The 26,389-nt window shown below is 60.9% G+C and carries 26 protein-coding genes; 14 read left to right on the top strand and 12 right to left on the bottom strand.

Translation table 11 applies throughout. The annotated features are described in order from the left end of the window. Positions 1-71: 71 nt before the first annotated feature. The 3 genes from K529_RS02960 to K529_RS02950 are packed head-to-tail and all read right to left on the bottom strand — an operon-like array spanning position 72 to position 2,221. Positions 72-974, bottom strand: coding sequence for a DMT family transporter (locus K529_RS02960; protein WP_046002404.1), 903 nt, complete (start codon positions 972-974; stop codon positions 72-74). Positions 975-1,020: 46 nt separating this feature from the next. Continuing rightward, entirely contained in the window at positions 1,021-2,022 is a 1,002-nt protein-coding gene (locus K529_RS02955) for a fatty acid desaturase (RefSeq protein ID WP_005658019.1), read from the bottom strand. Beyond that, a complete protein-coding gene (locus K529_RS02950) occupies positions 2,015-2,221 on the bottom strand; it encodes a DUF2061 domain-containing protein (RefSeq protein ID WP_005658022.1) in 207 nt (68 codons plus the stop codon). Before K529_RS02950 ends, K529_RS02955 begins: the two co-directional genes overlap by 8 nt. A 104-nt stretch (positions 2,222-2,325) precedes the next feature. Between K529_RS02950 and K529_RS02945 the strand changes: the two genes are divergently transcribed. Next, entirely contained in the window at positions 2,326-3,189 is an 864-nt protein-coding gene (locus tag K529_RS02945; protein ID WP_046002403.1) for a helix-turn-helix domain-containing protein, read from the top strand. 144 nt (positions 3,190-3,333) lie between these two features. Here the strand turns inward: K529_RS02945 and K529_RS02940 are convergent, their stop codons facing one another. The 3 genes from K529_RS02940 to K529_RS02930 all read right to left on the bottom strand — a co-directional run bounded on the left by K529_RS02940 (position 3,334) and on the right by K529_RS02930 (position 6,371). After that, a complete protein-coding gene (locus tag K529_RS02940) occupies positions 3,334-4,809 on the bottom strand; it encodes a carnitine 3-dehydrogenase (RefSeq protein WP_005623289.1) in 1,476 nt (491 codons plus the stop codon). A 12-nt stretch (positions 4,810-4,821) separates the two neighbouring features. Further along, a complete protein-coding gene (locus K529_RS02935) occupies positions 4,822-5,382 on the bottom strand; it encodes a lipocalin family protein (protein WP_040642499.1) in 561 nt (186 codons plus the stop codon). Positions 5,383-5,453: 71 nt separating this feature from the next. Beyond that, positions 5,454-6,371, bottom strand: coding sequence for a BKACE family enzyme (locus tag K529_RS02930; RefSeq protein ID WP_005623284.1), 918 nt, complete (start codon positions 6,369-6,371; stop codon positions 5,454-5,456). 134 nt (positions 6,372-6,505) lie between these two features. On the opposite strand from K529_RS02930, the gene K529_RS02925 reads away from it, so the two are divergent. Continuing rightward, positions 6,506-7,537, top strand: a complete 1,032-nt coding sequence (locus K529_RS02925; protein ID WP_046002402.1) for a GlxA family transcriptional regulator — start codon at positions 6,506-6,508, stop codon at positions 7,535-7,537. 77 nt (positions 7,538-7,614) lie between these two features. Here K529_RS02925 and K529_RS02920 read toward each other — a convergent pair whose 3' ends face one another. Then, positions 7,615-8,661 (bottom strand): aldo/keto reductase, encoded by a 1,047-nt coding sequence (locus tag K529_RS02920; protein ID WP_005638504.1) that lies wholly within the window; start codon positions 8,659-8,661, stop codon positions 7,615-7,617. 194 nt (positions 8,662-8,855) lie between these two features. Here K529_RS02920 and K529_RS02915 point away from each other — a divergent pair, with 194 nt between their 5' ends. Next, positions 8,856-9,257: a rhodanese-like domain-containing protein gene (locus tag K529_RS02915; protein WP_005638506.1), complete on the top strand. Its 402-nt coding sequence runs from the start codon at positions 8,856-8,858 to the stop codon at positions 9,255-9,257. Positions 9,258-9,449: 192 nt separating this feature from the next. Continuing rightward, the gene (locus tag K529_RS02910; protein WP_046002459.1) at positions 9,450-10,676 is read left to right on the top strand and encodes an MFS transporter; all 1,227 of its coding nucleotides are present in this window, start codon (positions 9,450-9,452) and stop codon (positions 10,674-10,676) included. A gap of 67 nt (positions 10,677-10,743) precedes the next feature. Here the strand turns inward: K529_RS02910 and K529_RS02905 are convergent, their stop codons facing one another. The 3 genes from K529_RS02905 to K529_RS02895 all read right to left on the bottom strand — a co-directional run bounded on the left by K529_RS02905 (position 10,744) and on the right by K529_RS02895 (position 13,797). Next, positions 10,744-11,190 (bottom strand): nuclear transport factor 2 family protein, encoded by a 447-nt coding sequence (locus K529_RS02905; RefSeq protein WP_198528108.1) that lies wholly within the window; start codon positions 11,188-11,190, stop codon positions 10,744-10,746. A 104-nt stretch (positions 11,191-11,294) separates the two neighbouring features. Beyond that, positions 11,295-12,983 carry a flotillin family protein gene (locus K529_RS02900; RefSeq protein ID WP_046002401.1) on the bottom strand — a complete coding sequence of 563 codons (1,689 nt, stop codon included), beginning with the start codon at positions 12,981-12,983 and terminating at the stop codon, positions 11,295-11,297. A 61-nt stretch (positions 12,984-13,044) separates the two neighbouring features. Then, positions 13,045-13,797, bottom strand: coding sequence for an OB-fold-containig protein (locus K529_RS02895; protein WP_046002400.1), 753 nt, complete (start codon positions 13,795-13,797; stop codon positions 13,045-13,047). Positions 13,798-14,043: 246 nt separating this feature from the next. On the opposite strand from K529_RS02895, the gene metG reads away from it, so the two are divergent. Then, positions 14,044-15,765, top strand: coding sequence for a methionine--tRNA ligase (gene metG, locus K529_RS02890; protein WP_005618035.1), 1,722 nt, complete (start codon positions 14,044-14,046; stop codon positions 15,763-15,765). A 114-nt stretch (positions 15,766-15,879) separates the two neighbouring features. Here metG and K529_RS02885 read toward each other — a convergent pair whose 3' ends face one another. Next, positions 15,880-16,458 carry a nucleotidyltransferase family protein gene (locus K529_RS02885; protein WP_005618037.1) on the bottom strand — a complete coding sequence of 193 codons (579 nt, stop codon included), beginning with the start codon at positions 16,456-16,458 and terminating at the stop codon, positions 15,880-15,882. A gap of 149 nt (positions 16,459-16,607) precedes the next feature. On the opposite strand from K529_RS02885, the gene K529_RS02880 reads away from it, so the two are divergent. Next, the gene (locus K529_RS02880) at positions 16,608-17,897 is read left to right on the top strand and encodes an MFS transporter (protein ID WP_005618038.1); all 1,290 of its coding nucleotides are present in this window, start codon (positions 16,608-16,610) and stop codon (positions 17,895-17,897) included. Between the two features lie 74 nt (positions 17,898-17,971). Here K529_RS02880 and K529_RS02875 read toward each other — a convergent pair whose 3' ends face one another. Then, on the bottom strand, positions 17,972-18,868 hold the full coding sequence (locus tag K529_RS02875) for an MBL fold metallo-hydrolase (RefSeq protein ID WP_005618041.1): 897 nt from the start codon (positions 18,866-18,868) through the stop codon (positions 17,972-17,974). Positions 18,869-18,962: 94 nt separating this feature from the next. Between K529_RS02875 and K529_RS02870 the strand changes: the two genes are divergently transcribed. The 8 genes from K529_RS02870 to K529_RS02840 all read left to right on the top strand — a co-directional run bounded on the left by K529_RS02870 (position 18,963) and on the right by K529_RS02840 (position 26,279). Beyond that, positions 18,963-19,805: a LysR family transcriptional regulator gene (locus tag K529_RS02870; protein ID WP_046002399.1), complete on the top strand. Its 843-nt coding sequence runs from the start codon at positions 18,963-18,965 to the stop codon at positions 19,803-19,805. A gap of 366 nt (positions 19,806-20,171) precedes the next feature. Continuing rightward, positions 20,172-20,351 (top strand): hemin uptake protein HemP, encoded by a 180-nt coding sequence (hemP, locus tag K529_RS02865; protein ID WP_005628449.1) that lies wholly within the window; start codon positions 20,172-20,174, stop codon positions 20,349-20,351. A 56-nt stretch (positions 20,352-20,407) separates the two neighbouring features. Further along, positions 20,408-21,676 carry an imelysin family protein gene (locus tag K529_RS02860; protein WP_005628451.1) on the top strand — a complete coding sequence of 423 codons (1,269 nt, stop codon included), beginning with the start codon at positions 20,408-20,410 and terminating at the stop codon, positions 21,674-21,676. Between the two features lie 198 nt (positions 21,677-21,874). Then, positions 21,875-22,162: a (2Fe-2S)-binding protein gene (locus K529_RS22995; RefSeq protein ID WP_005628454.1), complete on the top strand. Its 288-nt coding sequence runs from the start codon at positions 21,875-21,877 to the stop codon at positions 22,160-22,162. After that, positions 22,116-22,601 carry a bacterioferritin gene (bfr, locus tag K529_RS02855; protein WP_005628455.1) on the top strand — a complete coding sequence of 162 codons (486 nt, stop codon included), beginning with the start codon at positions 22,116-22,118 and terminating at the stop codon, positions 22,599-22,601. Before K529_RS22995 ends, bfr begins: the two co-directional genes overlap by 47 nt. Before the next feature lie 34 nt (positions 22,602-22,635). Then, entirely contained in the window at positions 22,636-24,144 is a 1,509-nt protein-coding gene (locus K529_RS02850) for a di-heme oxidoreductase family protein (protein ID WP_080929597.1), read from the top strand. Then, the gene (locus K529_RS02845) at positions 24,144-25,160 is read left to right on the top strand and encodes an imelysin family protein (RefSeq protein ID WP_052699539.1); all 1,017 of its coding nucleotides are present in this window, start codon (positions 24,144-24,146) and stop codon (positions 25,158-25,160) included. The genes K529_RS02850 and K529_RS02845 overlap by 1 nt, the downstream gene beginning before the upstream one ends. A gap of 45 nt (positions 25,161-25,205) precedes the next feature. Beyond that, positions 25,206-26,279 carry a DUF1513 domain-containing protein gene (locus K529_RS02840; protein WP_046002397.1) on the top strand — a complete coding sequence of 358 codons (1,074 nt, stop codon included), beginning with the start codon at positions 25,206-25,208 and terminating at the stop codon, positions 26,277-26,279. The last annotated feature ends 110 nt before the right edge of the window (positions 26,280-26,389 follow it).

Genomic DNA, 26,389 nt, shown 5'->3' with positions numbered 1-26,389 from the left:
AAGACTGCAGCGACGGGCGGGAGCCTCCCCTAACGTGTCTCGCTGAGGTGATTTGAATCAGACTCTCAACTTCAAAGAGCGAGGATCAGGGCAAGGATCGACAGCACCAAGAGCGCCATGCCGATGATCTCGCGGCGGGTCACGTCTTCTTTGAAGAATACCAGCGACGCAAGCAGCGACAATAGCAACTCCACCTGCCCCAGCGCTTTGACGTAGGCTGCATTTTGCAAAGTGAAGGCAAGAAACCAGCAAAACGACCCGCCCATGCTGGTCAGCCCCACCCAGACCGCCACCCGGCGTGCGGCCCAAACGCGGGCGATCTGGCCCGGATCGCGCAACACCAGCCAGACCAGCATCATCGCGGTCTGCAAACAGACCACCACGCCCAGCGTCACCGCCGCACGCAGCACCGCGTCCGGCTCGAGCAATTGCAATGATGCGCCACGGTAACTTACCGCGGAAAAGGCAAAAAGCACCCCCGACCCAAGCCCGAGGAGCGGTGCCCGTCCGGTGAGTTGCCGCCAGATCCCCTTGGGGCCGTCCTTGGTTTTTGAGAGCACCAGCACCGCCGCCAATCCGATCAGGATCGCCAGCCAACCAAGTGGCGAGACCTCATCGCCCAGAACCACCAACCCGACGATGGCCGTCTGAATCACCTCGGTTTTCTTAAAGGTTATGCCCACCGCAAAATTGCGCTCCTTAAAGAGCGCCACGACGCAGACCGTGGCGAGAATTTGCGACAGGCCTCCGATGGTAGCAAAGCCCCAGAACCGCGCGTTCAGCGCCGGCAATTCAGCCCCGGTGGCCGCCACATAAGCCCAGAGCAGCAACAGGATCAGCGGCGCGGAATAGACAAAACGCGAAAAGGTCGCGCCTGCCGCGCTCAGGGTTACGCTGCTCAGCACCTTTTGCAGCATAAAGCGCACGGTCTGAAAACTGGCGGCAGCGAGGGTGACGGGAATCCAGAGAGGCATCGGGCAACCTTTACAGTATACTATCGCATACCGACCTTATGCGCCTTTACTCGGAGGATTTCCAGAGCGGATGTGGCACCGGATCTTTGGCGCGGAAGGCAAACTGGCGAAACACGCTGGCATAGCTTGGCAGCACATAGCCGTCGTTTCTCTGCTGAAATCTGCTGCGATGCTCATGATAGAGGCGCGGCAGCCGGTGCCACGGTACGCCGGGATAGAGATGATGCACAATATGGAGATTGTTGTTCAGGAACAGAAATCCCAGCACTGCGCCCAATACGCCCCGCCCTTCGACGATCGCGGTCCGGCCATGCATATCTGCGTGGGCGCGATGTTCCAGATAGGTGCGGATCTTGAGCAGCGCGAGCCCCATATAGGCCGCTGCAAGATAGGCGAGCAAGGACATCGCGGAAAGACTGACGAGCCACAAAACCAGCGCCGCTCCAACCCCGTGCAAGGCCCAATCCCGCTTGATGCCCGGCCCGCCGTCTCGCGCAAGGCGCCAGTCGGTCCTCATAAAACACACCTGCCCGATCAGCGGTCCCAATAGGATCCGCCCCAAGAGCGTATTGTTCACCCGCAAGAGGTTTTGCCGCCATTTCGGCAGGCTTGCCCAGATCCGGGGATCCTGAAAGTTGCTCTCCGGATCATCATATGGATCGGTAAGGTTTTCGTCCCGGTGATGCTCCAGATGCGTGTCGCGAAAGCGGCCATAGGGTACACAGAGATTGAGCGGCAAGAACACCAGCGCCTCATTCAGGGACCGGCTGCGAAACGGGTGGCCATGCAGCACCTCATGACAGAGCGAGGAATGCAGCGCCACCATTAGCCCTGCCCCCACCACCGCCAGTGTTTGCGAGATCTGCGCCAGCCCAAAAACCATTCCGGCCCAAAGCAAATAGCAAACCACAATCAGCAGGAAGGTCCCCCATTCCGGGTGCTGCGGCAGCGCCGCCTTGGCCTCCGCCGTTGCCGGATCGAGGTCCGGCGCAATCGGCGGAACGGCAACCGTCTGATCGTCCAGATCTATGGCACTCATGTCATGCATGGTGCCGCCCCCAGCGGATGCCAGCCCAAACGCGCTCGTAAATCAGATAAGTTGTGAACCCCAGCGCGGTGTTGATCCCGGCCATCAGGCCCCCTGCGCTGAACGACCCGGTGGCAACAAACCCCACCACGGTCATTGAGATCAGCCCAATCACATTCCACACAACAGCCTTCACGAGGGAGCGCCCGCGCGTTTCCATAAGTCCTCCGATGTTTGATATGCACTCAGGCTAGGCGATCCGCAGGCTGTGCGAAATTCTGTATGTGATTAACAAAACTCATCAGATGTGATATTCGTCACCGCATGAGAGAAAATATCGACAAGCGCCTGCGTGCGACGCAGTTCCGCGACCGCCTGAACCGTGCCCTGCGCGACAGCGGCCTGAGCCAGAGCGCGCTGGCGCGGGCCACTGGCGTGGATCGGTCCACCATTTCGCAGCTCCTGACCGATGAGGGCGCACGTTTGCCCAATGCGCATGTGGTTGGGGCCTGTGCAACGGCGCTCGGCGTGTCGGCGGACTGGCTGCTCAGCCTGTCGGATCGGCCCGAAAGCGCGGCAGAACTGCTGGCGTCCTCGATTGCCATGACCGAAGCGCCCCGCGCGCTGGTGGATGAACGCATTTATGAATGGCACCGAGAGGCAGCGGGGTACAAAATCCGCCATGTGCCTGCGACCCTGCCGGATATGCTAAAAACCCGCGCGGTGCTGGAATGGGAATATGCGCCACATTTGGGGCGCACTGCCGATCAGGCCATCGGGGCATCCGAGGACCGGCTGGCATGGATGCGGCAGGCAGGGTCGGATTATGAGATCGCGATGCCGATCTACGAGATCGACAGTTTCGCCAAAGGCGTTGGCTATTACGAGGGGCTATCCGCCGAGATCAGAATAGAACAGCTGGAGCATCTGGAACGGCTGACCACGCAGCTTTACCCGCGGTTGCGGATCTATCTCTACGATGCCAAACGGCTGTACTCCTCGCCGCTGACGATTTTTGGCCCGCTCTTATGTGTGTTTTACGCGGGTAGCCACTACATGGCGTTTCGCGACCGTGAACGGGTGGAAACCTACACTGGCCATTTTGACCGGCTGGTGCGCGAGGCCGATATCACCGCCCGACAAATGCCCCGGCGCGTCGGCGCATTGAGGGCTCAGATCGGGCAGTGATCCATATAACCCGGCAGGACCACCCCGGGGAAGGCTTGGGCGCGGTCCGGGCCTTTGGCCCGAACCCTGATCTCATTGTCGCAGGTGAGTGTGCACATGCATTGACCTGATCGTGACGTGCATCGCCCCAGCACGACGCCTGAACTAGCGCGGTGCCCCTATGGCGCGGCCCAGACCTTCGGGCGCAGGCAAAGCGGCATGCGCCTCAGCAATCCGTGTCAGATTGGCCTCGATCTGCGCGGCAGGCGGTGCGGAGCGACGGGTTTTAAGGTCCACATGCAACAGCATATGCTCCGCCGTCGCCAACAGACGCTCCCCCTCATACATCTCGTGCCAGAGGTGCATTTTTTTGCCAGCGCCCATAATGACCCGCGTCTTGACCTGAATGGGGTTGCCCGCATGAACCTCGTCGATGTGGCGAATATGGGTCTCGGCGGTGAAGTAGCTGCCGCCAGAGGCGATATACTCGGCATCACAGCCGATGATCTCCATCAGCCGGTCGGTAGATTGCGCAAAGGCATCCAGATAGCGGCTCTCGGTCATATGTCCGTTGTAATCGGTCCAGTCGAGCGGCACCACGCGGCTCTGGGTGAGGATCGGCTGGCTGATATCCGCAACCTCATCGAGACTGCGTGCAAGACCCGCCTCGGCCATGCGCGCCGCATCATGGGCGTTCTGAAGCGCTCCTGCGCCCCAATCATTTGCGCCCAGCGCCCGCATCATCCCAACAAGGTTGTCGTCGCGAATACGCTCCAGCTCGCGAATGGAATGCTGCCCGGATTGCGCATCGGACTGCCCCGCAATCAGATCAACCAGCGCGTCATTATATTCCGGCACATCCATCAGCTTGGTCCACGGCCAGCTGAGGCACGGCCCAAACTGCGCGAGGAAGTGCTTCATCCCCGCTTCCCCGCCGGCGATACGATAGGTTTCAAACAGACCCATCTGCGCCCAACGGATGCCAAAGCCATAGCGGATCGCATTGTCGAGTTCTTCGGTGGTGGCGATGCCATCCTTCACAAGCCACAGCGCCTCGCGCCAGACCGCCTCCAGCAGGCGATCCGCCACATGGGCATCGATCTCTTTTTTGAGATGCAGGGGATACATGCCAATTGCGCTGATGATCTCCTTGGCCTTGGCGATCACCTCAGGCGTGTTCACATCGGTGGTGACCACCTCCACCAGCGGCATCAGGTAGACCGGGTTGAATGGATGCGCGACCACGATCTGCGCAGCGTTTGTGAATCCTTCCTGCAGTTGCGAGGGTTTATAGCCCGAGGTCGATGAGCCGATCACCGCACCCGGCGGCACATGCGCCTGCAATTCGCCATAAACCTTTTGCTTCAGGTCGAGCCGCTCTGGCACGCTTTCCTGCACCCAGTCGACCCCTTGCACAGCCGCCTCGATTGTGGCGTGAAACGTCAGCGTACCTTCTGGCGGCAAGGCCACATTCCCCAGCCCCGGCAGGCTACGGCGCGCGTTGGCCAGAACGTCGTTGATCTTGCGCTCCGCCTCAGGGTCCGGGTCAAACACCCGTACATCCCAACCATTAAGCAGAAACCGCGCGGCCCAACCGCCACCTATCACTCCGCCGCCCAGTACCGCCGCCGTTTTTGTCATATCCCGTTGTCCTCAGTTCTGGGGCACCATTTCCAAGGCCCCGATGTCATATCCATTGTCGCGCAGGACCGATTTCGCCTCGGTCAGTTGCTCTGCGCTGATTTCGGGCGTGCGGGCCAAGATCCAGCCGTGCTTGCCTTTTGGGGTGCCGATCACCGCGACCTCATATTCTGTGTCCACGCTGAGCACCCAATAATCCCCCCAGGTAAACGGCAAGATCCGCAGCCATGGGACGAAATTCACCTCCAGCATGCCCGGCCCTGTGACGCGCGCCACGCCTTCGGCGGTATCAATCGGACCGCTCAGCCCCCCTTTGTGGCAGCTGTTCACCACCTTGATACGATCTTCGGGGAGTGCGCTATATTCTGCGGTGACACCCTCGCACCCCATCTCAAAATTGTTGGGAAAGCGTGCGACTTCATACCATTTGCCAAGGTAGCGCGAGAGGTCCAGATCCTCCTCCACTGTCAGCGGGACATCCGTGTCGCGATAGCCCCCTGCCTGCGCCGACGTCGAGACGGTCAAAACAGCAAGCGATATAGCGAATGTGGTGCGGACAGCGGATGTGATCATGGTCTGGGCCTCCGGGGGCATGTGCTTCGGGTTCTCACCCGAAACGCCTGTCCCCCGGTGGGAGTTCCCATTTACTTTGCCACCGGAGCCTGTTTCTTCAGCCCCAGCTTCTCGCGCACCTCGGCCGGGGTGATCACCCGCGCACCAAGGTTGGAGATGATGTTGCCAGCCCGTTCGACGAGCTGCCAGTTCTCCGCCAGAACGCCCTTGTCCAGATAGAGATTGTCCTCCAGCCCCACCCGCACATTGCCGCCCGCCAGCACCGAGGCCGCCACATAGGCCATCTGATCGCGGCCCAGCGAGAACGCCGACCAGCTCCAATCATCAGGCACATTGTTGACCATCGCCATAAAGGTGTTGAGATCATTGGGCGCGCCCCATGGCACCCCCATGCACAGCTGCACCAGCGCGTTCGCCTCAAGGATGCCATCCTTCACCAGCTGCTTGGCGTACCACAGATGGCCGGTGTCAAAGGCCTCGATTTCTGGCTTCACGCCCAGATCCGTCATCATCTTGCCCATCGCCTGCAACATGCCCGGCGTATTGGTCATGACGTAATCGGCCTCGGCAAAGTTCATGGTGCCGCAATCCAGCGTGCAGATCTCCGGCAGGCAGTCCGCCACATGCGCCACCCGTTCGCTGGCGCCAATCATGTCGGTGCCCGCCGTGTTCACCGGCAGCGGGTTCTCCACCCCGCCAAAGATAATATCACCGCCCATGCCAGCGGTCAGGTTCAGCACCACATCGGTGTCGCTGTCGCGGATACGGTCGGTGACCTCGCGATAGAGCCCAAGGTCACGCGAGGGCGCGCCGGTTTCGGGATCGCGCACATGGCAGTGCACAATCGCCGCCCCTGCCTTGGCAGCGGCAATGGCACTTTCGGCAATCTCCTTGGGCGAGCGGGGCACATGCGGGCTGCGATCCTGCGTCCCTCCGGAGCCTGTCACGGCACAGGTGATAAAGACCTCGCGGTTCATGGAAAGCGGCATTTTTGATTTTCCCTCTGATGTACAGGGTTGTGCCACGGGTTATCCCCAGGCTTCTCCCCGGATTCCAATTTGCGCTGATCTTCACTCTCGCTCAGCCTTGGCGGCAAGAGTTTACGCGAAGCGAATCGAAGTTGATGAAATCCGCAAAAAACATTCTCCAGCCGGAGAACCGCCCCCTCAAGACCGCCGTTCTGGTGATGGACGAGTGTAACACGCTCTCTTTTGCCGCAGCGGTGGACCCGATGCGTGCCGCCAATCGGCTGGCCGGACGCGCGGCCTTTGACTGGGACTATATCAGCGCCACCGCCGAGCCGCCGATGCTCACCTCCGGCCTCACCGTCCCCACCACACCGCTGGCGCGTCTGGATGGCTGTGATCTGCTGATCGTGGTGGCCGGCTTCCAACTGGCCCGTCACGCCACCCCGAGCCTGCTTGCGGGTCTGCGGCGCATCGCAAGCACCGGCGCCACCATTGCCGGGATCGACGGCGGACCGTGGCTCCTGGCCGAAGCCGGGCTGCTGGACGGCCATGCCGCCACCACCCATTGGGAAGATTTGGAGAACTTCTCCGCCCGCTTCCCCGACATTCACTGCCGCACGGATCGTTTCACCGTCTCTGAGGGTCGTATGACCTCCGGCGGGGCGACGCCCGCGATCGAGATGATGCTCCATATCATCGGCGCGCGCCACGGTCATGGCTTTGCCTCTCGGGTGGCAGGCCTGTTCCTTTATGATGGCAGTTCTTCGCCCCAGCGCAGCCAAAGTCGCCTTGGCCATCACAAACACAATGCCCTCACCGCCAAGGCCAATGCGATCATGGAAGCGGCGCTGGATGAGCCAAAGCCTCTGGCGGAAATTGCCGAGGTTCTGGGCACCAGCCCCCGCAGCCTGCAACAACAGTTCCGCCTGCGCCTCAATACAACGCCGCAGGACCACTACCTGCAACTGCGCCTGGCCGAGGCCCGCCGTCTGGTCACCGACACCAACCTGCCCCTGATGGAGATTGCAGTGGCCACCGGCTTCACCTCACAATCCACCTTCGCCCGCGCCTTTCGCACGGCGCATGGTTTGTCGGCGCGCGAGTTACGTCAAAGCACAACAGAGACCGCTTTTACAAACTACCCGATGATGCAGGCCAACAGCCACGCCAGCCACAGCACCAACTAGCCTCTTCAGCTTTTTAAAAATATCTCGGGGGTGAATTGCCCCTTGGGGCAAGAGGGGGCAGCGCCCCCTCCCGTCGCCTAATAGGGCATCGCATGGGCGCGATGCGCGTGGTCGATCTGAGCCAGAACCTCCGGCGCCAACTCCAGATCCGCGCCCTTAAGGATATGCGCCAGCTGGTCCACATCCGTCGCACCAAAGATTGCGGAGGCCATAAAGGGCCGTGTCCGGCACCACGCCAACGCCATATGCACCGGATCAAGACCGTGATCGGCAGCAATCGCCAGATAGGCCGCCACAGCACTCTCGACCCGATCAGATTGACGCCCCCCCATCTCGGGATTGATCGATTTGCGCGATTTCTCCGGCACCGCACCGCCCTGATACTTGCCGGTCAGATACCCCGCGCCCAAGGGCGAGAACGACAACAGCCCCACATCCTCGTAATGGCTCAGCTCCGCCAGATCGGTATCATAGAGACGACACAGCAATGAGTATTCATTCTGGATCGAAGCCACGCGCGGGCCTTTGCCGTCTTCGGCCAGACGCAGCCATTGTGCCGTGCCCCAAGCGCTCTCATTCGAGAGGCCAAAGGCGCGGATATTGCCCTTGTCGACCTGCTCCTGCAACGCGCCAAGACAGTCTTCCATATCCGCAATCACCTGCGCGCGGTCATAGCGCGATGCGGTCGGATCATAGGTCCAGTTCTTACGGAACATATAGCTGCCACGGTTGGGCCAATGGAACTGATAGAGATCAATGTAGTCGGTCTTCAGCCGCCTCAACGACGCCTCTATCGTTGCCCCGATGGTCTGGGCCGTGATCGGCGCACCATCGCGTGCGACCGATCCCTCGCCGGAATGTTTGGTAGCAAGAATATACTCGCCCCGCCGTCCGGTTTTTTCATTCCAGCTGCCGATGATCTCTTCGCTGCGCCCCAATGTCTCCAACCGGATCGGGTTCACCGGATACATCTCTGCGGTATCAACAAAGTTGATCCCCGCTGCCAAGGCCATGTCGATCTGCGCGTGGGCATCCGCCTCGTCGGTCTGGGTGCCATAGGTCATGGTGCCAAGGCACAGATCGGTCACCATCATATCTGTGCGGCCAAGCCGGTTCTTCTTCATCTCGCGCTCTCCTGTCATCGTCTTCTGCGCGGACCCTAACCCGCCGCCGGGATGATGCAAGCCGATGTCACCCTCAGCCCGCCCCGTCACCCTCAGCCCGCCCCGATATTAACCAATTGGTAGCTTTGTTGCGCGGGAAGGTTGTGTGCCGTGGTATACTAACCTCATCCCCTTCCAAGATACCGGAGGCACTCATGACGTTCATTTCCACCAAAAGTTGTAGCGACCTCGTCGCTGAGGCAGAGAGCGTAATTTCCTACATTTCTGTCGACGATGCGCAGAAATTCCTCGAGACGGGCAACGCAGAGTTTATTGATGTGCGGGTCTATCGGGAACTGGAGAAAACCGGCGTGATACCGGGTGCCCATTCCTGCCCGCGCGGGTTGCTGGAATTCTGGCTCGATCAGGAAAGCCCCTATGCAAGAGAGGTCTTTACCCTCGACAAGATGTTCATCTTCTACTGCGATAACGGCTGGCGTTCGACACTGAGCACCCGGCTCGCTCAGGACATGGGCCTGCAAAACGCCCATTGCCTCAAAGGCGGGCTTGACCGCTGGACGACGGCTCAGGGCCGGGTAACTCCCTACCATTGGTAATCGCAACGCCCCTGAACCACGATAGGGCTGGCGACACTCAAAGCGCGCCTGCCCTTCGGCCCCTACACATCAATGCGCTGGACAGATCCGCCGCGAATGCGCGCCGGATTGGTCACATCGCATAAAAAACGACCCCCCTTCGTCGAAAATACGACTGCACGGGCCGGACGAACCCCTATGGTCGGCCCTGATATGCGCACGATCCTCTCATTTGCCGCCCTCTTTTTGTCCGTCATCCTGCTGCAGCTCTCGACCGGGGGCGTTGGGCCACTGGATGCGATCTCTGGCGCGGCGATGGGATTTGACAATCGCCAGATCGGCTTGCTCGGCTCGGCGCATTTCTTTGGCTTTTTTATCGGCTGCTGGTGGGCGCCCCGGTTGATGGGCCGCGTCGGCCATTCCCGCGCCTTTGCAGTCTGCACCGCCCTTGGCGCGATGGGCCTTTTGGCACATACACTCACCGATAACCCCTATGCATGGGCGGCGATGCGCATTGCATCGGGTCTTTGTGTGGCGGGCTGTTACACCGTGATTGAGGCATGGCTGAACGCCAAGGTCACCAATGAGAACCGCGGCCGCACATCTGGGCTTTACCGGATCGCCGACACCGGCGCCTCTCTGGCGGCACAGTTGATGATCGCGGTGCTGCCGCCCGCAAATTACATCTCATATAACCTGCTGGCGATCCTGTGTTGCGCCACGCTGCTGCCGCTGATGATGACGCGCGCAAGCCAGCCCAAGATACCCTCCGCACCGCGCCTGCGCCCCGGTCTGGCGTGGCGGTGCTCGCCCCTTGGGGTGGCGGGGGTTATCGTCTCAGCCCTCAGCGGCGCATCCTTCCGGATGGTGGGGCCAATCTATGGCCAGGAGGTCGGCCTGATGATCGACCAGATCGCCTTTTTCCTTGCAGCCTTTGTTCTCGGCGGCGCGCTGGCGCAATATCCCGTGGGCTGGCTTGCGGATAAATTCGACCGCCGCTGGGTGCTGATATGGCTCTCGGGCGTGTCGATGATCGCCTGCGCTTTGACCCTACCCGCAAGTGGCGGAGGCACTTTGGCGATCATGGTTTCAGCCGCCTTCTTTGGCCTGACCACGGTGCCGATTTTTTCGGTCTCGGCGGCGCACGCCAATGACTTTGCCACATCCGAAGAGCGGGTGGAGCTGTCGGCAGCCTTGATGTTTTTCTATGCTACCGGCGCGATTGCAGCCCCTTTGCTGGCCTCTGCCCTCATTGAGGCCTTCGGCCCCGGCGCATTGTTCGTCTTTATCGCGGTGGGGCATGCCGGGCTGATCATCTTTGGCCTTGCAAGGATGCGCAGCCGCGCCACCCCAACCGAACGCACCCGCTACGTCTATGCGCCGCGCACGTCATTCACGATCGGCAAGATGCTGAAACGCGCCCGTGAGGGGCGGCAGTAGGAGTGCCCTGCCTGTCGTAGGCGAGGCACGCATGTCGGTTTGCGATGCGGGACGAAGCCGCCGTTTACTAAAACGGCGCGTCACCAACAACCTTCATCCACGGCGAACGCCACTGGGGAGCCGGGTAATTATCGGGCCAAAATTCCTTTTGACGTACTATCAGGCCGTCTCTTAGCTTATGAAACGTAATAGCCCGCGCATGCATTGAACCGTCCGAGATCAGTACGTCTGAAACAGCATCATGATCAGCGAAGACAATTGATTGGATCGAAAAAGTCCATTTTCCCTCAGTAGGGTAAGCGGCATTGAAGCGAGCGAAATTTTCCCGACCGGTTAGGTATTCACAGGTTTGCGGCATGAAGTACTCAAAGTCAGGATGCAACCAAAGTGCCGCTTTCGCAAAATCATTGGTTGCCATGGCTTCCCAAAAGCTTTCAATGATCTCCCGTGTCATCTTCTGAGCCCAAGCTGTTAAGGATGAACTTTGATATTCCGCAACTGTGAAGAAGGTCAATGTGGACTCAAAGCTGCCAAACCTGAACTCCCGTTCCAGCGCGCCCAAAACAAAAAGGGCCAGCGCGCGGCCAGCCCTTTTCCGATGTCTCAGCGCATCAGCGCTTAGTGCACCTCTGAGGTCTTCGCCTCATCCGTTGCCTCCGGGCCGGCGGCGACTTCGGGGGCGATGTCATCGCCCTCCAGCATGCCGTTCACCACGCCGGACACGCCGTCCTCCATCGAGATCCCCAGTTCACGCCCCAGTGCTTTGAGCGCGGGCATCTGCACCGCCATGCCCATGATGGAATCGAGCGCCTGATTGACCACGGGTTTGTCGCCAGAGGCGCCCGCGCTGCTGTAGGCCGCGCCGCCGCCCACGCCACCGACCTGATGGATCTTGATCGAGTCGATTTTCTCGGCCGGTTTCACCATCTCTGCAATGATCGAGGGCATCGCCTCGATGCGGGCGAGGTCAACCTTCATGCGCACCAGTTCGGGCGAGAGCGCATTGTCGGCCTCGACCAGCGCGCGTTTACCTTCGGCCTCCGCCAGCATGTCGTTCTTCTTGGCCTCCGCGCGAATATTAAGCGCATCGGCCTCGGCCTGTGCTTCTTCGCGGCGGGCTTCGGCGCGGTCAACGGCGGCTTCTTTTTCGGCCTGTGCGGCCAGACGAATGCCGGTGGCCTGACGCTCCGCCTCGCGGGCGGCCTCGATCAGGACGATCTGCTTTTGACGCTCGGCCTCGGCCACCTGACGGGCGGTTGCCACGGCTTCGGTTGCTTTGGTCGCTTCGGCGCGCGCCAGATCCGCCGAGGCGCGGGCGCGGCTTTCTTCCTCGGATTTCTGCGCGATGATGACCTGACGTTCCTGCTCGGCCACCTCTAGTTCGCGCTCCTTGGTGATCTCGGCCACCCGGATCTTGCGCTCGCGCTCGATCTCGGCAGAGCGGATGGCTTCCTCTCGGGCGATGCGGGCGCGTTCGGTTTCACGCACCGAGTCCTCGGTCCGGGCGGCGATTTCCGCCTCTTGCGCCACGCGCATAGTTTCCACCTGCTGCATCTGTTCGATGCGGGCCTGCTGTTCGTCCTGATCGATCAGCAGTTTCTGGCGTTCCCCTTCCATCGCAGCGCGGCGCACGGCGACCTCTGCATCGGCGTCGATCTGCGCGCGTTCTTTTTTCGAGGTGGCGATCACCTCGGCCAGTTTGCGCATGCCCACCGCGTTAAAGGCGTTGTTTTCATCCAGCGCTTCAAACGGCGTCTGATCGAGTGCCGTGAGCGAGACAGATTCCAGCGACAGACCGTTTTTCAACAGATCCTCGGAGACCGCATTTTGCACTTCCTGCACAAAGTCGGCGCGGTTTTCATGCAGCCCGTCCATGGTCATCTGCGCGGCCACCGCGCGCAGACCGTCGATGAGCTTGCCTTCGATCATCTCGCGCAGCTGTTCCACATCAAAGGTCCGGTCGCCCAGCGTCTGTGCCGCGCGCGAGATGCCTTCTTCGGTGGCCATCACCGAGACGTAGAATTCCACGCCCACATCGACCCGCATACGGTCCTGAGTGATCAGCGCAGCCTCGTCTGATCGCTGCACCTCCAGACGCAGGGTCTTCATGTTGACGGGGCTGATCTCATGCAGCAACGGGATCACTATGGTCCCGCCGTCCATGATGACCTTTTTGCCGCCCGAACCGGTCTTCACCAGGCTCACCTCGCGGGTGGCGCGGCGGTAGAGCCGCCCCAGAACAAGCCCGATCAGGGCCACAAACATCAATATGGTGATCACGCTCACCAGCAGGAATGAAAAGTCCATCCCAATCCTCCTTCAGGTCAAAGTTTCGTTTAAATTCAAGGTGGGGCTGCCCCCGCGCGGCTCAGTCAGAGAGGGGCACGAGAACATATCGTTCGGCGCGTCGGTCACGGATCACCAGCACCTCGGTGCCCTGGGCAATCTGTTCCTGATCGCTCAGGGGTTCGGCGCGCAGATAATGGGCGTTGCCAAAACGGTCCATGACGCGGACCTCGGCGGGGCGCCCGCGGGACGCGGTGCCTTGGGTGATGGTTCCACGGCGGCGGCCGAGGGACCCTTCGGACAGGGCTTCGGTCTTGGTCTGCGGCAACAGCCGCGCGAAGGCCGCGCCAAAACCGCGTGCAAACCATAGCGCGAACACAGCTGCCGGGAGGGAAACCAGACCAGCCGGGGCAAAGATCTGGAACAGATCCCTGAGGCTGAGTTGCAAGGCCATTCCCGAAAGGCCAAAGGCCATCAACGCAGAGCCGAGCCAGATCAGAAAGGGCATCCGCCCGATGCCAAGCCAGCTGAGTACGCCGCCCCCGCCGGAAATCTCTGGCGCGGTTGCGGGCGCATCCGCCTCCAGACCGTCCAGCCCGTCGATGTCGAGCGCATCCAGATCAACGCCATCCAGCGCGTCCAGATCGACGCCGCCAATATCGAGATCCGCGTCCAGCTCCACACCGCCGGGACCATCCAGATCAGCGTCGCTGTCCCCCGCCAGAAGGCTGCCCCCGAGCAGCAATGCCAGAACTTCCATCCCCACCAATCCGAGCAAAAGTGCCAGTGCCATGGTGAAAGGGGCAAAGGCCCCGTCGAGAAGAAGATCTGTCATTCGCAAATAATATCCACTTTGTATGCCATTGTATGCAACCTATGTGGTCACGCAACCGTGAGGTTTCAAGGGCTTGGGGTTCAAATTCGTCCTTAACCTCTTGCAACCCCGCCAGTGGGTCAAGGTGAAGAGCACCGATTGCACGCCATATTTGCCGCTTTCTTCACATCGCCGGATAACATGGGGTTTTCGTACCTTCCCGCATGGGATAGATGAGCGGCCAGACAAGCGACGTGGATGGACGATATGGCCCGAATTCTCATCACCTCGGCACTGCCCTATATCAATGGGATCAAGCACCTCGGCAACCTCGTGGGAAGCCAGCTGCCCGCCGATCTCTATGCCCGCTACAACCGGGGACGCGGCAATGAGGTGATGTTCCTCTGCGCCACCGACGAACACGGCACCCCCGCCGAACTGGCCGCTGCCAAGGCGGGCAAACCCGTGGCCGACTATTGCGCCGAGATGCACGAGGTCCAGGCCGACATCGCCAAGCGGTTTGGCCTGTCGTTTGACCATTACGGCCGTTCCTCCAGCCCGCAGAACCACGCGTTGACCCAGCATTTCGCGGGCAAGCTGGAAGAGGCCGGGCTGATCACCGAAGTGTCGGAAAAACAGGTCTATTCCAACGCCGATGGCCGCTTCCTGCCCGACCGCTATATCGAGGGCACCTGCCCCAACTGCGGCTTCGAGAAGGCGCGCGGCGATCAGTGCGAGGAATGCACCAAGCAGCTCGATCCGACTGACCTCATCAACCCGCGCTCGGCGATCTCGGGTTCGACCGACCTTGAGGTGCGCGAAACCAAGCACCTGTTCCTACGCCAATCCGCAATGCGCGACCAATTGGATCAATGGATCGACAGCAAATCTGACTGGCCGGTGCTGACCACCTCGATCGCCAAGAAATGGCTGCATGACGGCGACGGCTTGCAGGACCGGGGCATCACCCGTGACCTCGACTGGGGCATCGCGGTCAAAAAAGGCACCGAGGACTGGCCCGGCATGGAAGGCAAGGTCTTCTACGTCTGGTTCGACGCGCCGATCGAATATATCGCTGCTGCTGGCGAATGGGCCGAGGCACACGGCAAATCGGATGCGGACTGGGAGCGCTGGTGGCGCACCGACAAGGGCGCGGATGATGTGAAATACGTCCAGTTCATGGGCAAGGATAACGTCCCCTTCCACACCCTGTCCTTCCCTGCGACCCTGCTGGGATCGGGCGAGCCGTGGAAGATGGTGGATCACCTCAAGTCGTTCAACTACCTGAACTATGACGGCGGCCAGTTCTCTACTTCGCAAGGGCGCGGCGTGTTCATGGATCAGGCACTGGAGATCCTGCCGTCGGACTACTGGCGCTGGTGGCTGCTGTCCCATGCCCCCGAAAGTTCCGACTCGGAGTTCACATGGGAAAACTTCCAGCAATCCGTGAACAAGGATCTGGCGGATGTGCTTGGCAACTTTGTCTCGCGCATCACCAAATTCTGCCGCTCGAAATTTGGCGAGCAGGTGCCCGAGGGAGGCGCATGGGGCGAGCAGGAACAGGCCCTCATTGAGGAGCTCTCCACCCGCATCGGCGCTTATGAGCGCCACATGGAGGCGATGGAGGTACGCAAATCGGCGCAAGAGCTGCGCGCGATCTGGGTTGCGGGCAATGAATACCTGCAATCTGCCGCGCCGTGGTCGGTGTTCAAGGAAGACCCCGAGCGCGCCGCTGGCCAGGTGCGTCTGGGTCTCAACCTGATCCGTCTCTATGCGGTGTTGTCGGCCCCCTTCATCCCCGATGCCTCTGATCGCCTGTTTGAGGCATTGGGCACCGAGGATCGCGACTGGCCCGAAGACGTCGCCGCAGCGCTCGCCGCCCTGCCCGCAGGCCATACCTTTACCGTGCCGGAGGTGCTCTTTGCCAAGATCACCGACGAGCAGCGCGAGGAATGGCAGGCGCGTTTTGCAGGCGGACGCGACGCCTGATCTGCTGCTGCGGATGGTTTAAAGATCAAAAGCCGCACCTGAGGGGGCGGCTTTTCTCATTGGTTTTGCGCTCGTCCCAACAGGTAAAGACCGAGCCGTCAGCAATCAGGACAATCAGGCGGCAGAAGCGTCAATCACACGCAATTCTGGCCAGAACTCCAACCACTTCTTCGCCTTCTTGCGATATGTGACCGGATCAAAGGTTTCATGTTCAGCAGGGCGAACCGTCAAATCCTGTAAATCCCTAAACCCTTGTGGCGCATAGACCTCGTACCCTGCGCGCTCTGTCTTTCGCACGCCAACCATACACGCCTTCGCGAGAAACCGGTCGACGCCTTCTGTGGCGCGAGACAAGGGTTTGTAAGGAATGCCGAATTTCACCTCATACCACAGGTGCACCCGCGCTTGATTGCGAATCTCAATATCCGCATCGACTTCCCCTAACTCCTGTAGTGCCCGTTGAATGGCTTCATCTTCGGCCTCCCACGACAGATCGGAGGCGTCGAAATAAAATACATCGTAATCGGTGATACCAAACTCCGGAGGCCGACCGGTTTGTTGGTTCCACACGGTTTGAAAAAGACACCCAGCAACCAGCCATGCATCCTTCAGGCCGGTCGCACTCAGACCGTCCAGAACCTGATCCACAACCGGGTTGCCGCGCACAACCGTTAGAAACTCATCTTCCGTCACCGCCAGCCACCATTTATGCCCTTACCTTTGAATGTGAAATTGCGCGCGCGAACCTTGCCTGTCAAAGATATCCGAAAATCAGGACGCCATTGTGACGCCCGCCCTCCTGACCTATTGCAGAAGTCACCGGCAACGACGAAGGTGCCGCCATGGCAACCGAATTAGAGTTTTCCATTTCTGCGCTGACCGCCCCGGCGAGACGCCACATCCGGGTGTTTCAGGTACATCAGTTCCTTGATCGTTTTGCGATGGGTTTGACGGTTGCCGTTGTCGCGCTGGCGTTGACCGACCGTGGCATGGACCTGTTCCAGATTTCCCTGCTTTTTGGGATCTACTCCATCACCACCATGGCGATGGAACTCCCATTTGGGGGCTTGGCCGATAACATTGGGCGCAAGCCGGTTTTTCTGGCCGCGGTTGTTGCCAGCCTGATCTCCCTCGCCCTGTTTCTTTCAACCCGCGATTTCTATGTTCTCGCGCTCTCTTTTGCCTTCATCGGCTTTGGACGTGCGCTTCGGTCGGGCACGCTGGATGCGTGGTTTGTTGAAACATTCAAAGCAGTTGCGCCCAATGTGGATGTGCAGCCCGCACTTGCCAAAGCGCAGTGGGCCAATGCCATGGGCTTGGCTGTGGGGGCCGTATTGGGAGGCATACTGCCCGATCTGTTTGGCCCGGCGGCAGAGAGATTGGGTTTCAGTCCCTATGATGTTTCTTATGCGGCGAGCATGGCTGTGATGCTTGGCGTGTTCGCCTACACCCTGCGTGTCATTGTTGAAAAACCGCGCCCGCTGAACCTGCAAGCTCTGAAACAGGGGTTTGTCTCCGTCCCGCTGGTAATCAAAGACGCAGGCCTGCTTGCGCTGCGGCATCCGGCACTGTCGGTGCTTTTGGCGGCTTTAGCCTTGTTCCTGATGGCGAGCAACCCGGTCGAAGTGATCTGGCCCACGCATGCAAAACCGATGCTGGACGAAAGCTATGCAAATACGCTCATTGGTGTGCTGACTGCGGCGTATTTCTTTTCTATCGCCTTTGGGGCGTCGCTCTCCCCTCGCATCAGTCGGATTTTCAAACGGCGACATGCCACGACGCTTGCGGCGGCGTTTGCAGGGTTGGCCGTGGTTCAGATTGCACTGGCCCTCCAAGGCGGCATCATCGGCTTTGTTGTGGTTTTTATCCTCTATTCCGTTTGCCTTGGGATAACCGAGACGCCCGCCAGCAGCATTTTGCACAGATGCGTCGAAGATCACCAGCGCTCGACCATGCTGTCTCTGAGGTCGCTGATGCAGCAACTCGGCGGCGCGTTGGGGATGGTCTTTGCGGGTGCTGTCGCTGAGATTTACTCCACGCCCACGGCATGGATGATCGGCGCGGTGTTTCTGTTTGTCGCCGTGTTTCTGATCTCTGTGCTCGCAAGGCGGCTCGCCGCAGAGGTTGAATAACGGCCCCGCAAGCGCACATTGCCCCATCAAACCCCACCCCTTGGGGCAGGGTTTGATCGCCGGAGCGCCGCCTGTCAGAGCAGGACTTCTCCCCCCTCCCCCGGCAAGAGCAGGTTCCACTCGGGCCTCAACGCAGCATGCAAGCGCTGCATCACCTCTGGCCCTTCGCGAAAGAGGGAATAGGTTGTGTGGTGCACCGGCAGAACGGAGCGCGCGCCCACCTGTGCGGCGAAATCCATCGCCTGCCCCCCATCCATGGAAATCTGCCCCAGCGCCCCATCACCGCCGACCGCACCGATATGCGGAATAAACAGATCCGGGGTGTCCTGCTGGGCCAGCGCCTGCGCCACCGGCTCGGCATGGAACGTATCGCCCGCCCAATACAGACGCTGCACCTGCGCACCACGGCTGGCCTCGATCATATAGCCATTGCCAAGGCCCAGCACCGCCGAGATTTGCGGGTTGAGCGAATGCACCGCAGGCAAGGCAGTGACCCGGACCTCACCACTGGGGCCGTTGAACACACGCGTCGCCCCGTGCCGCAAGGCCTGTGCGCCATAGCCCTGCTGCCGCAGATGCTCTGTGTCATGCTCCGGTGCCAGCAAGGGCAGGCTGCGTTCCAGCCAGGCTTGGGCCTTCTGGTCGAAATGATCCTCGTGCAGATGGCTCAAGAGCACCAGATCCGGGCTGCTGTGCGTCAGCCCCGGAAAGGGCGTCAGCCGGGCGTGGGTCTTGATATTCGGGCCTTTGGCAAGGTCAAACATCTCATTGGGGTCCCCCATCACAAAGGCCTCTTCTCCTTCGCCAAGGCAGGGATCGGTGAGAATGCGCAGGCCTGCGGCTTCGATCTCCATCATCGCGCCTCCCAGCCAACGCACCGTCAGGGGGGCCGTCGCACTGCGCGCGGTGGCGGGCAACAGGCTCGCTGCGGCAACCGCAACACCGGATTTTAGAAAGCTACGTCTGTTCATCTGCTTCTCCACTTCTGATGAAGCGGATGTAACCCCTCGCATATGGCGAAATAATCGCCATAATACTGCAGACACTAAACGAGATAATCGCGCAATGAACGATCTGCAAAACATCGAAACCTTCGCCGAAGTCGCGGGCCAGTTGAGCTTTGCGGGCGCGGCGCGACGTCTGGGTCTGCCGCCCTCGACCGTCACCAGCCGGGTGCGGGCGCTGGAACAGAGCCTCGGCGTGCGCCTCTTGGATCGCACAACCCGCAGCACCGCCCTCACCGCCGAGGGCGCGGTGTTTCTGGAGCGCTGCCAACGGGCCTTGGCCGAGATCGAGGCGGCGCGCAGCCTTGTCTCGGCCGATGTCAGCGCCAGCGGGCCGGTGCGGCTGTCGGTGCCAACTGCCCTTCCGATGGACCAGCTGGCCCGTCTCACCCGGGACTTTCTAGCGCGCCACCCTAAAATCCATGTCGACATCACCGTGGAGGATCGCGCCACCGATTTTGTCCGCGACGGGATCGATGTCGCTCTGCGTGGCAATCGCCCCGGCGGCGCGGATCTGATTGCGCGGCTCCTGTCGCAGATGCCGGTGCAGCTGGTGGCCCCGCCGGGGCGGCTGCGGGATGAGAGCCTGCCGATCCTTGGTCCCCTCACCCGGCACCTGAACAGCAGCCCGCTGCCCGGACAGGCCCATTGCGAATCCTTTGCACTGGCGCGGGAACTGACGCTGGCCGGTGCCGCCCGCGCCTGTCTGCCACTGTCACTATGTGAGCAGGATGCCAAAACGGGCTCTGTCGAGATTGCGCCCCCACCACCGGGGGTAGAATCGCAACTGGGGCTTTACCTCGTCTATCAGGACCGCCGCCACCAGCCGCAGCGCGTACGCCTGTTCATAGACGCGCTGGTGGCTGAGTTTTCCTCCCCCTCCGAGCCAGCGCAAAGTCGCTGAGCACGGCGAAATCCTGCGATAAATCCACATCTGCCCTGTTTTCAGCGCCGTAAATCCCCACGTCGGCATTGGATAAGCCAAAGGAAACAGGAGGGATATTTAATCAATTGACATATCCGACCAAATAAATCAGGTATAAGGCAATCCAGCCAACCTGTGTGTCACACGGGCCAGCCGACAACCTGAACCTTGCGCCCCGCACATGTTGAAACTCTCTGGCCAAACACCAACACATAGTGACCGCGACACAGATCCGCTGCCGTTGTCGGATTTGTGGCACAATGTCCTGTCGGGAGAGTTGCCGCAGCAGAGCTTTTGCTTTGAGTGGCTGTTCGACAAGGTGGAGCAGAAACAGAGGTCTCCCCGATGAGCAACCTGAAACCGATTTCCCAAGAAGACATTGCCGCAGCTGCCCAGCCTGAAACCTACCCGACCTACCACGCCGAAGATCTGACCCGCGGCGGTGTGCAGGCCCGCATTCTTCTCAATGGTCAGATCTATTCGCTGCGCATCACCCGCGCAGGCAAGCTGATCCTGACCAAGTAATTCACCCCACGCGCAACAGCGCCACAAATACCAAAGTTCCAGCGAGGATATACTTCATGAAAACGCCGCTTCTCACCGGTGCCGCCATTGCGGCTTTGACCGTAGGCACATCGGCCGCTTTCGCAGCTTCCAAAGCCGATGTTCTGACCAATTACGCAAACATCGCCGAGGCAAAATACGAAGACAGCCTGATCACCGCAAAGGCGCTTCAGGCCGCTGTTGATGCGCTGATTGCGGACCCTTCGGCTGAAAACCTTGAGGCCGCGAAACACGCATGGCTGGCGGCGCGTGTCCCGTACCAGCAGACCGAAGTCTACCGTTTCGGCAATGCCATCGTCGACGACTGGGAAGGCAAAGTGAACGCATGGCCGCTGGATGAAGGCCTGATCGACTATGTGGACGCCTCTTATGGTGGCCCGACCGATGAAAATGCCGCCGCAGCGCTGAACGTGGTCGCCAACCCGGAGTTCACCCTCTCTGGCACGACAATTGACGCCTCTGACATCACGCCCGAGCTGCTGGCCGAGACCCTGCACGAGGCCGACGGTGTCGAAGCCAATGTGGCAACCGGCTACCACGCCATCGAATTCCTGCTCTGGGGTCAGGATCTGAACGGCACCGAGCATGGCGCGGGCGAGCGCGCATGGACGGACTATGCGGCTGGCGATGACTGCACCAACGGCAATTGTGACCGCCGGGGCGCTTACCTGAAAGCGGCGACTGATCTGCTGGTGTCCGATCTTGAGTGGATCACCGCGCAATGGGCCGAAGGCGGCGAAGCGCGCGAAACCGTGCTTTCGGACGAGGACGCAGGCATCACCACGATCCTGACCGGCATGGGTTCGCTGTCTTATGGCGAACAAGCGGGCGAGCGGATGCGTCTTGGCCTGATGCTGAACGATCCCGAGGAAGAGCATGATTGCTTCTCCGACAACACCCACAACAGCCACTACTACGATGGTCTGGGCATCCAGAACGTCTACTTGGGCGAATATGTGCGGGTGAACGGCGATCTGGTGTCCGGTCCAGCGCTGGCCGATCTGGTCGAAGCGGCGGATTCTGAACTGAACGCGGAACTGACCGGCAAACTCTCCACCACCATGATGAAGCTGGGCCGCATCAAGACGGCGGCCGAGGCAGGCTTCTCCTATGACCAGATGCTTGCGCAGGGCAGCGATGCCGGCGAAGCACTGGTCATGGGCGGCGTGGACGCACTGGTGGATCAGACCCGCTCCATCGAGCGCGCGGTTGCCGCACTGGAGCTGGACGGTGTCGCCATTGAAGGTTCTGACTCGCTCGACAACCCTACGGCGGTTTTTGAATAATACAGATCAGGTCCCCGATCTGACAGGAGTCGCGCCCCCGTGTGCGGCTCCTTTTTTGTGTGCGCTAATCTTCACAATATGCGGCGCTCACGATTTCCTGAGCAAATCTGTCTTATTTATCCTTGAAAACTTATTCTTTTGCTCAGATATTGAGGCGAGCAAGTAGCCTATAGAATCTCTTGGGATAACAGCCCCGCCATGATCATCTGCCACTGCACTGCGATCTCGGATCACGACATCCATTCGGCCATCGACTGGATGCGCGCCTCTGACCCGCAAACCATTATAACTCCTGGGAAAATTTATCGCGCCCTCGGCAAGAAGGCGGATTGTGGCGGTTGCATGTCGCTCTTTCTGGACACCATGCGCGCCAACGCTAAGGTTAGTGTACCTGCACATCTGCAGAACCTACGTACAGCCATTTCTCCGGAGAGCAATTATGAAGGGCGACCCCAAAGTCATCGAATATCTCAACAAGGCGCTTAGGAGCGAGCTGACGGCGGTTAGCCAGTACTGGCTGCATTATCGCCTGCAACAGGATTGGGGCCTCGGCCACATGGCCAAGAAGAGCCGCGAGGAAAGCATCGAAGAGATGAACCACGCGGACAAGCTGATCGACCGGATCATCTTCCTCGAAGGGCATCCAAACCTGCAAACGCTTGATCCCCTGCGCATCGGCCAGACGCCCAAGGAAACCTTGGAATGCGATTTGGCCGCAGAACAAGAGGCCCGCGCCCTCTATAAGGAAGCGGCAGAGTACTGTAGGACCAATGGTGACTTCGTCTCTGAGGAGCTGTTCAAAGAGCTGCTGGCCGACGAAGAAGGCCATATCGATTTCCTGGAGACCCAGCTTGAACTGCACGACCGCGTTGGCGAAGAAAAATACGCGCAACTCAACGCCTCCAAGATGGACGAAGCCGAGTAACACGGTCTTTCTTCTGAGTGCGGCCCTCACTCTGGTGCTGGCCGCACCGCTTCATGCAACCGACCGCGCCGCCCCTCCCGCACCAGATGGTCTGTCGGAGCCGCATCTCTCCTTTCTGCCCCGCACCAAAGACGAAACCAGCCGCATTGCGCGCGTCACCGCCCCTGCGCGCGATTTCACCGCGCCCGAGCCATTCGAGGAAAACCCCGCCGGGGCCGCCACCCTGCCCTTTCGCAACGACCGCGAGGTTTTCAGCACGCCGCCCGTGAACCTGACGTTTGAACAGGGTCTGGAGTTCCGGCTGGGCGAGGCCTTGTTTGACAAACTCTGGGTGTTCTCGCCGTCCTCGACCCGCGCGTCTGATGGGCTTGGTCCGGTCTACAACGCCCGTGCCTGCCAACGCTGCCACATCCGCGATGGGCGCGGACATCTGCCCGAGGGGCCGGACTATCGCTCTGCCTCGACCTTTCTGCGCGTCTCCATTCCCGGCCCGGTGTCCCCCGCATTGCGCGCCATTCCCGACTATATCGGCATGTCGCCAGAGCCGACCTATGGCTGGCAATTGCAGGATTTCTCCAGCCCCGGCGTCAATCCCGAATACCGCCTGTCGGTGACCTACACCGAGGAAGAAATTACCCTGAATGGCGGCGAGGTGGTCAGCCTGCGCAAGCCCTCGTTTGAAGCCACCGCGCTGAAATACGGCCCCCTGCATGCCAAGGCGATGCTCTCGCCGCGCGTGGCTCCACCGATGATCGGCCTTGGCCTCCTGGAGGCGATCCCGGCGGCTGATATCCTCGCCCTTGCCGACCCCGACGATCAGAACGGCGATGGTATTTCAGGGCGGCCAAACCTCGTGTGGTCCAAGGAATTTGGTCAAGTGATGCTGGGGCGCTTTGGCCTCAAGGCGGGCACCGCCACCATCCACGAACAATCCGCTGCGGCGTTTTCCGGCGATATCGGCATCTCGACACCGCTGTTTCCGCAGCCCTATGGCGATTGCACAGCCTTGCAGGACGCCTGCCGCAGCGCGCCGCACGGCGACGGCGACGTGCGCGTCACCGAAATTGACCAGCCCAATATGGATCTGGTCACCTTTTACAGCCGCAATGTCTCGGTGCCTGCCCGCCGCGATCTGGACGCACCCGAGGTGCTGCGCGGCAAATCCGTGTTCTATGACAGCGGCTGTGCCAGTTGCCACCAACCCAAATTCGTCACCCACCGCCTGCTGGACCGCCCCGAGCAGAGCTTTCAGCTGATCTGGCCCTATTCCGACCTGCTACTGCACGACATGGGCGATGGCCTTGCTGACAACCGGCCCGAAGCGCGCGCGACCGGGCGCGAATGGCGCACCGCACCGCTCTGGGGGATTGGTTTGACGCAGCAGGTTTCAGACCGTGCCACCTTCTTGCATGATGGCCGCGCCCGCACCTTGCTGGAAGCCATCCTCTGGCATGGTGGCGAGGCACAAGCCGCCCGCGACACCGTTGTCGCCTTGCCCCCCGATGATCGCGCCGCCCTTATCACCTTTCTGGAGTCTCTTTAATGTCTGTCTTGTCTCGTCTGGCGTCCACCGCCTGCGCCCTTGTTGCCCTCACCGGAATGGCACGCGCGGATGCGCTCACGGATGCGGTCATCGACCAGCATATCCTGCCCACCTACGCGCGTCTGGCCACCGAGACTGCCGAATTTGCGACCCTTACAGAAAGTGACTGCGCCCCCACATCAGAGGCCGTGCGCACCGCTTGGGGTGAGGCCTTTGACGCATGGGTTGCGGCCAGCCACCTGCGTTTTGGCCCCTCCGAGGCCGACAATCGCGCCTTTGCCATCGCCTTCTGGCCCGACAGCCGTTCCAAGACCCCAAAGGCCCTGCGCAGCCTGCTGTTGGACAGTGACCCGGTGGTCAACACGCCCGAGGACTTCGCCACCGCCTCGGTCGCGGTACGCGGGTTTTATGCGCTGGAGTACCTCTTTTATGACCCCACCTATGCGGATCTGACCTCCCCGGGCTATGCCTGCGCGTTCGTCAAAGCAGTCGCGCAAGATGTGTCACGAAACAGCACCGCGATTTTGACCGATTGGCAAGAGGACTACGCCGACAAGCTGCGCCACCCCGATGACCGCTACCGCAGCGATGAGGAAGCGCATCAGGAACTGTTCAAAGCGCTCACCACCGGGTTGGAGATCCTCGCCGATATGCGCCTTGGCCGCCCGCTCGGCACATTTGACACCCCGCGCCCCAATCGCGCCGAGGCGCGCCGCTCCGGCCGTTCCTTGCGCCATGTGCAGATCCAGTTGGATAGCCTGCGCCAACTGGCACAACTCCTGTCCGAAGGCGATCAGGCGCTCTCGCAACATCTGACACAGCTGTTCGACAAGGCCGACCGCCACGCCGCGAACCTTGCCGATGACCCGAGCTTTGCCGGGGTGAGTGATCCGCAAAAACGCTTTTTGTTGGAAACGCTGCAACAGGATGTACGCGAGATCAAAGAAATCGCCGCACTGGACCTTGGCCCCACGCTGGGGGTGGAGGCCGGGTTCAACGCGCTGGATGGCGACTGACCCGACACTTCACAACCCGTTCCGATCAAAGACAGGAGTTCACAAATGCCCTCTCGACGCGGCTTCATTGCAGGCTTGATGGCCAGCAGCATGGCCCCTTCCGCCACTTGGGCGGACGCGGGCGCGCCCGCCTATCTCTCTGCGGGCAAGGACGAACTGGGACTGTTTGTGGTCGCGGGGCTGTCTGAGGCGGGCGAGGTGCTGTTTCGCCACGCGCTGCCCGACCGGGGCCATGCCGCCAGCGCTCATCCCACCCGGCCCGAAGCGGTGGCCTTTGCCCGCCGTCCCGGTCGATTTGCCGATGTCATCGACTGCCGCAGCGGCGCGCAACTGGCGCGGCTGGAGCCACCGGAGGGGCATCACTTCTACGGTCATGGCGTGTTCTCCCCCGAAGGCGAGGTGATGTATACGACCGAGAATGCCTTCGAGAGCGGCGAAGGCATGATTGGCGTCTGGAACGCCCGCGACTATCGCCGCATCGGCCAGTTTCCCTCCGGCGGTATCGGCCCGCATGAGATGCTTTTGCGCCGCGACGCCCCCGGTCTTGTGGTGGCCAATGGTGGCATCGAGACTCACCCGGACACTGGCCGCGCCAAGCTCAACATCCCCTTTATGCGCCCAAACCTCAGCTATCTGAGCCTGTCGGGCGAGATACAGGAGCAGATGGAACTGCCCTCGGACCTGCATAAAAACTCCATCCGCCATATCGCCGTGCGCAGCGATGGCACCGTGGGGTTTGCCATGCAATGGCAGGGCGATCTGGGCGCAGACGTGCCCATCGTAGGCCTGCATCACCCCGGCGACGCGCCGCGCCTGATGGCAGCGGACGACCCGCGCTTGCGCAACCTCAATGGCTATGGCGGCTCCATCGCGTTTTCTGGCGATGAGACGCAGATCGCCGTGACCTCACCCCGGGGTGGTGTGGTGCAGGTGATGGACTGCGCCAGCGGTGCTTTGCTGGCCGAACATGCTCTCCTGGATGTCTGCGGCCTTGCGACCCTGCGCGAAGGTTTCCTCGCCAGCACCGGAACGGGTGCCGTGGCGCGGATCGGCACAGAGGTTGAACACCTCGCCACCGCGCCGCTGGCCTGGGACAATCACCTGATCCCACTCACCTGAGGGCACGAAGGGCGGCCCCGACCTCGGGTCGGGGTGAAGCCCCCTCCCGTGGGGGAGGTCGGGGTGACCCTGCCCTTGTCCGGGCAAAACCCAATTCAAATTCCGGGCGC

The organism is Tritonibacter mobilis F1926, from assembly GCF_000376545.2.
Taxonomy (GTDB): domain Bacteria; phylum Pseudomonadota; class Alphaproteobacteria; order Rhodobacterales; family Rhodobacteraceae; genus Epibacterium; species Epibacterium mobile.
This window is presented reverse-complemented; position numbering and strand designations above follow the sequence as displayed.

Excerpts from the sequence above, each read along its gene's own strand:
- K529_RS02960 (WP_046002404.1), bottom strand. The coding sequence starts at position 974 with ATGCCTCTCTGGATTCCCGTCACCCTCGCTGCCGCCAGTTTTCAGACC.
- K529_RS02955 (WP_005658019.1), bottom strand. The coding sequence starts at position 2,022 with ATGCATGACATGAGTGCCATAGATCTGGACGATCAGACGGTTGCCGTT.
- K529_RS02950 (WP_005658022.1), bottom strand. The coding sequence starts at position 2,221 with ATGGAAACGCGCGGGCGCTCCCTCGTGAAGGCTGTTGTGTGGAATGTG.
- K529_RS02945 (WP_046002403.1), top strand. The coding sequence starts at position 2,326 with ATGAGAGAAAATATCGACAAGCGCCTGCGTGCGACGCAGTTCCGCGAC.
- K529_RS02940 (WP_005623289.1), bottom strand. The coding sequence starts at position 4,809 with ATGACAAAAACGGCGGCGGTACTGGGCGGCGGAGTGATAGGTGGCGGT.
- K529_RS02935 (WP_040642499.1), bottom strand. The coding sequence starts at position 5,382 with ATGATCACATCCGCTGTCCGCACCACATTCGCTATATCGCTTGCTGTT.
- K529_RS02930 (WP_005623284.1), bottom strand. The coding sequence starts at position 6,371 with ATGCCGCTTTCCATGAACCGCGAGGTCTTTATCACCTGTGCCGTGACA.
- K529_RS02925 (WP_046002402.1), top strand. The coding sequence starts at position 6,506 with ATGAAATCCGCAAAAAACATTCTCCAGCCGGAGAACCGCCCCCTCAAG.
- K529_RS02920 (WP_005638504.1), bottom strand. The coding sequence starts at position 8,661 with ATGAAGAAGAACCGGCTTGGCCGCACAGATATGATGGTGACCGATCTG.
- K529_RS02915 (WP_005638506.1), top strand. The coding sequence starts at position 8,856 with ATGACGTTCATTTCCACCAAAAGTTGTAGCGACCTCGTCGCTGAGGCA.
- K529_RS02910 (WP_046002459.1), top strand. The coding sequence starts at position 9,450 with ATGCGCACGATCCTCTCATTTGCCGCCCTCTTTTTGTCCGTCATCCTG.
- K529_RS02900 (WP_046002401.1), bottom strand. The coding sequence starts at position 12,983 with ATGGACTTTTCATTCCTGCTGGTGAGCGTGATCACCATATTGATGTTT.
- K529_RS02895 (WP_046002400.1), bottom strand. The coding sequence starts at position 13,797 with ATGACAGATCTTCTTCTCGACGGGGCCTTTGCCCCTTTCACCATGGCA.
- metG (WP_005618035.1), top strand. The coding sequence starts at position 14,044 with ATGGCCCGAATTCTCATCACCTCGGCACTGCCCTATATCAATGGGATC.
- K529_RS02880 (WP_005618038.1), top strand. The coding sequence starts at position 16,608 with ATGGCAACCGAATTAGAGTTTTCCATTTCTGCGCTGACCGCCCCGGCG.
- K529_RS02875 (WP_005618041.1), bottom strand. The coding sequence starts at position 18,868 with ATGAACAGACGTAGCTTTCTAAAATCCGGTGTTGCGGTTGCCGCAGCG.
- K529_RS02870 (WP_046002399.1), top strand. The coding sequence starts at position 18,963 with ATGAACGATCTGCAAAACATCGAAACCTTCGCCGAAGTCGCGGGCCAG.
- hemP (WP_005628449.1), top strand. The coding sequence starts at position 20,172 with ATGAGCAACCTGAAACCGATTTCCCAAGAAGACATTGCCGCAGCTGCC.
- K529_RS02860 (WP_005628451.1), top strand. The coding sequence starts at position 20,408 with ATGAAAACGCCGCTTCTCACCGGTGCCGCCATTGCGGCTTTGACCGTA.
- K529_RS22995 (WP_005628454.1), top strand. The coding sequence starts at position 21,875 with ATGATCATCTGCCACTGCACTGCGATCTCGGATCACGACATCCATTCG.
- bfr (WP_005628455.1), top strand. The coding sequence starts at position 22,116 with ATGAAGGGCGACCCCAAAGTCATCGAATATCTCAACAAGGCGCTTAGG.
- K529_RS02845 (WP_052699539.1), top strand. The coding sequence starts at position 24,144 with ATGTCTGTCTTGTCTCGTCTGGCGTCCACCGCCTGCGCCCTTGTTGCC.
- K529_RS02840 (WP_046002397.1), top strand. The coding sequence starts at position 25,206 with ATGCCCTCTCGACGCGGCTTCATTGCAGGCTTGATGGCCAGCAGCATG.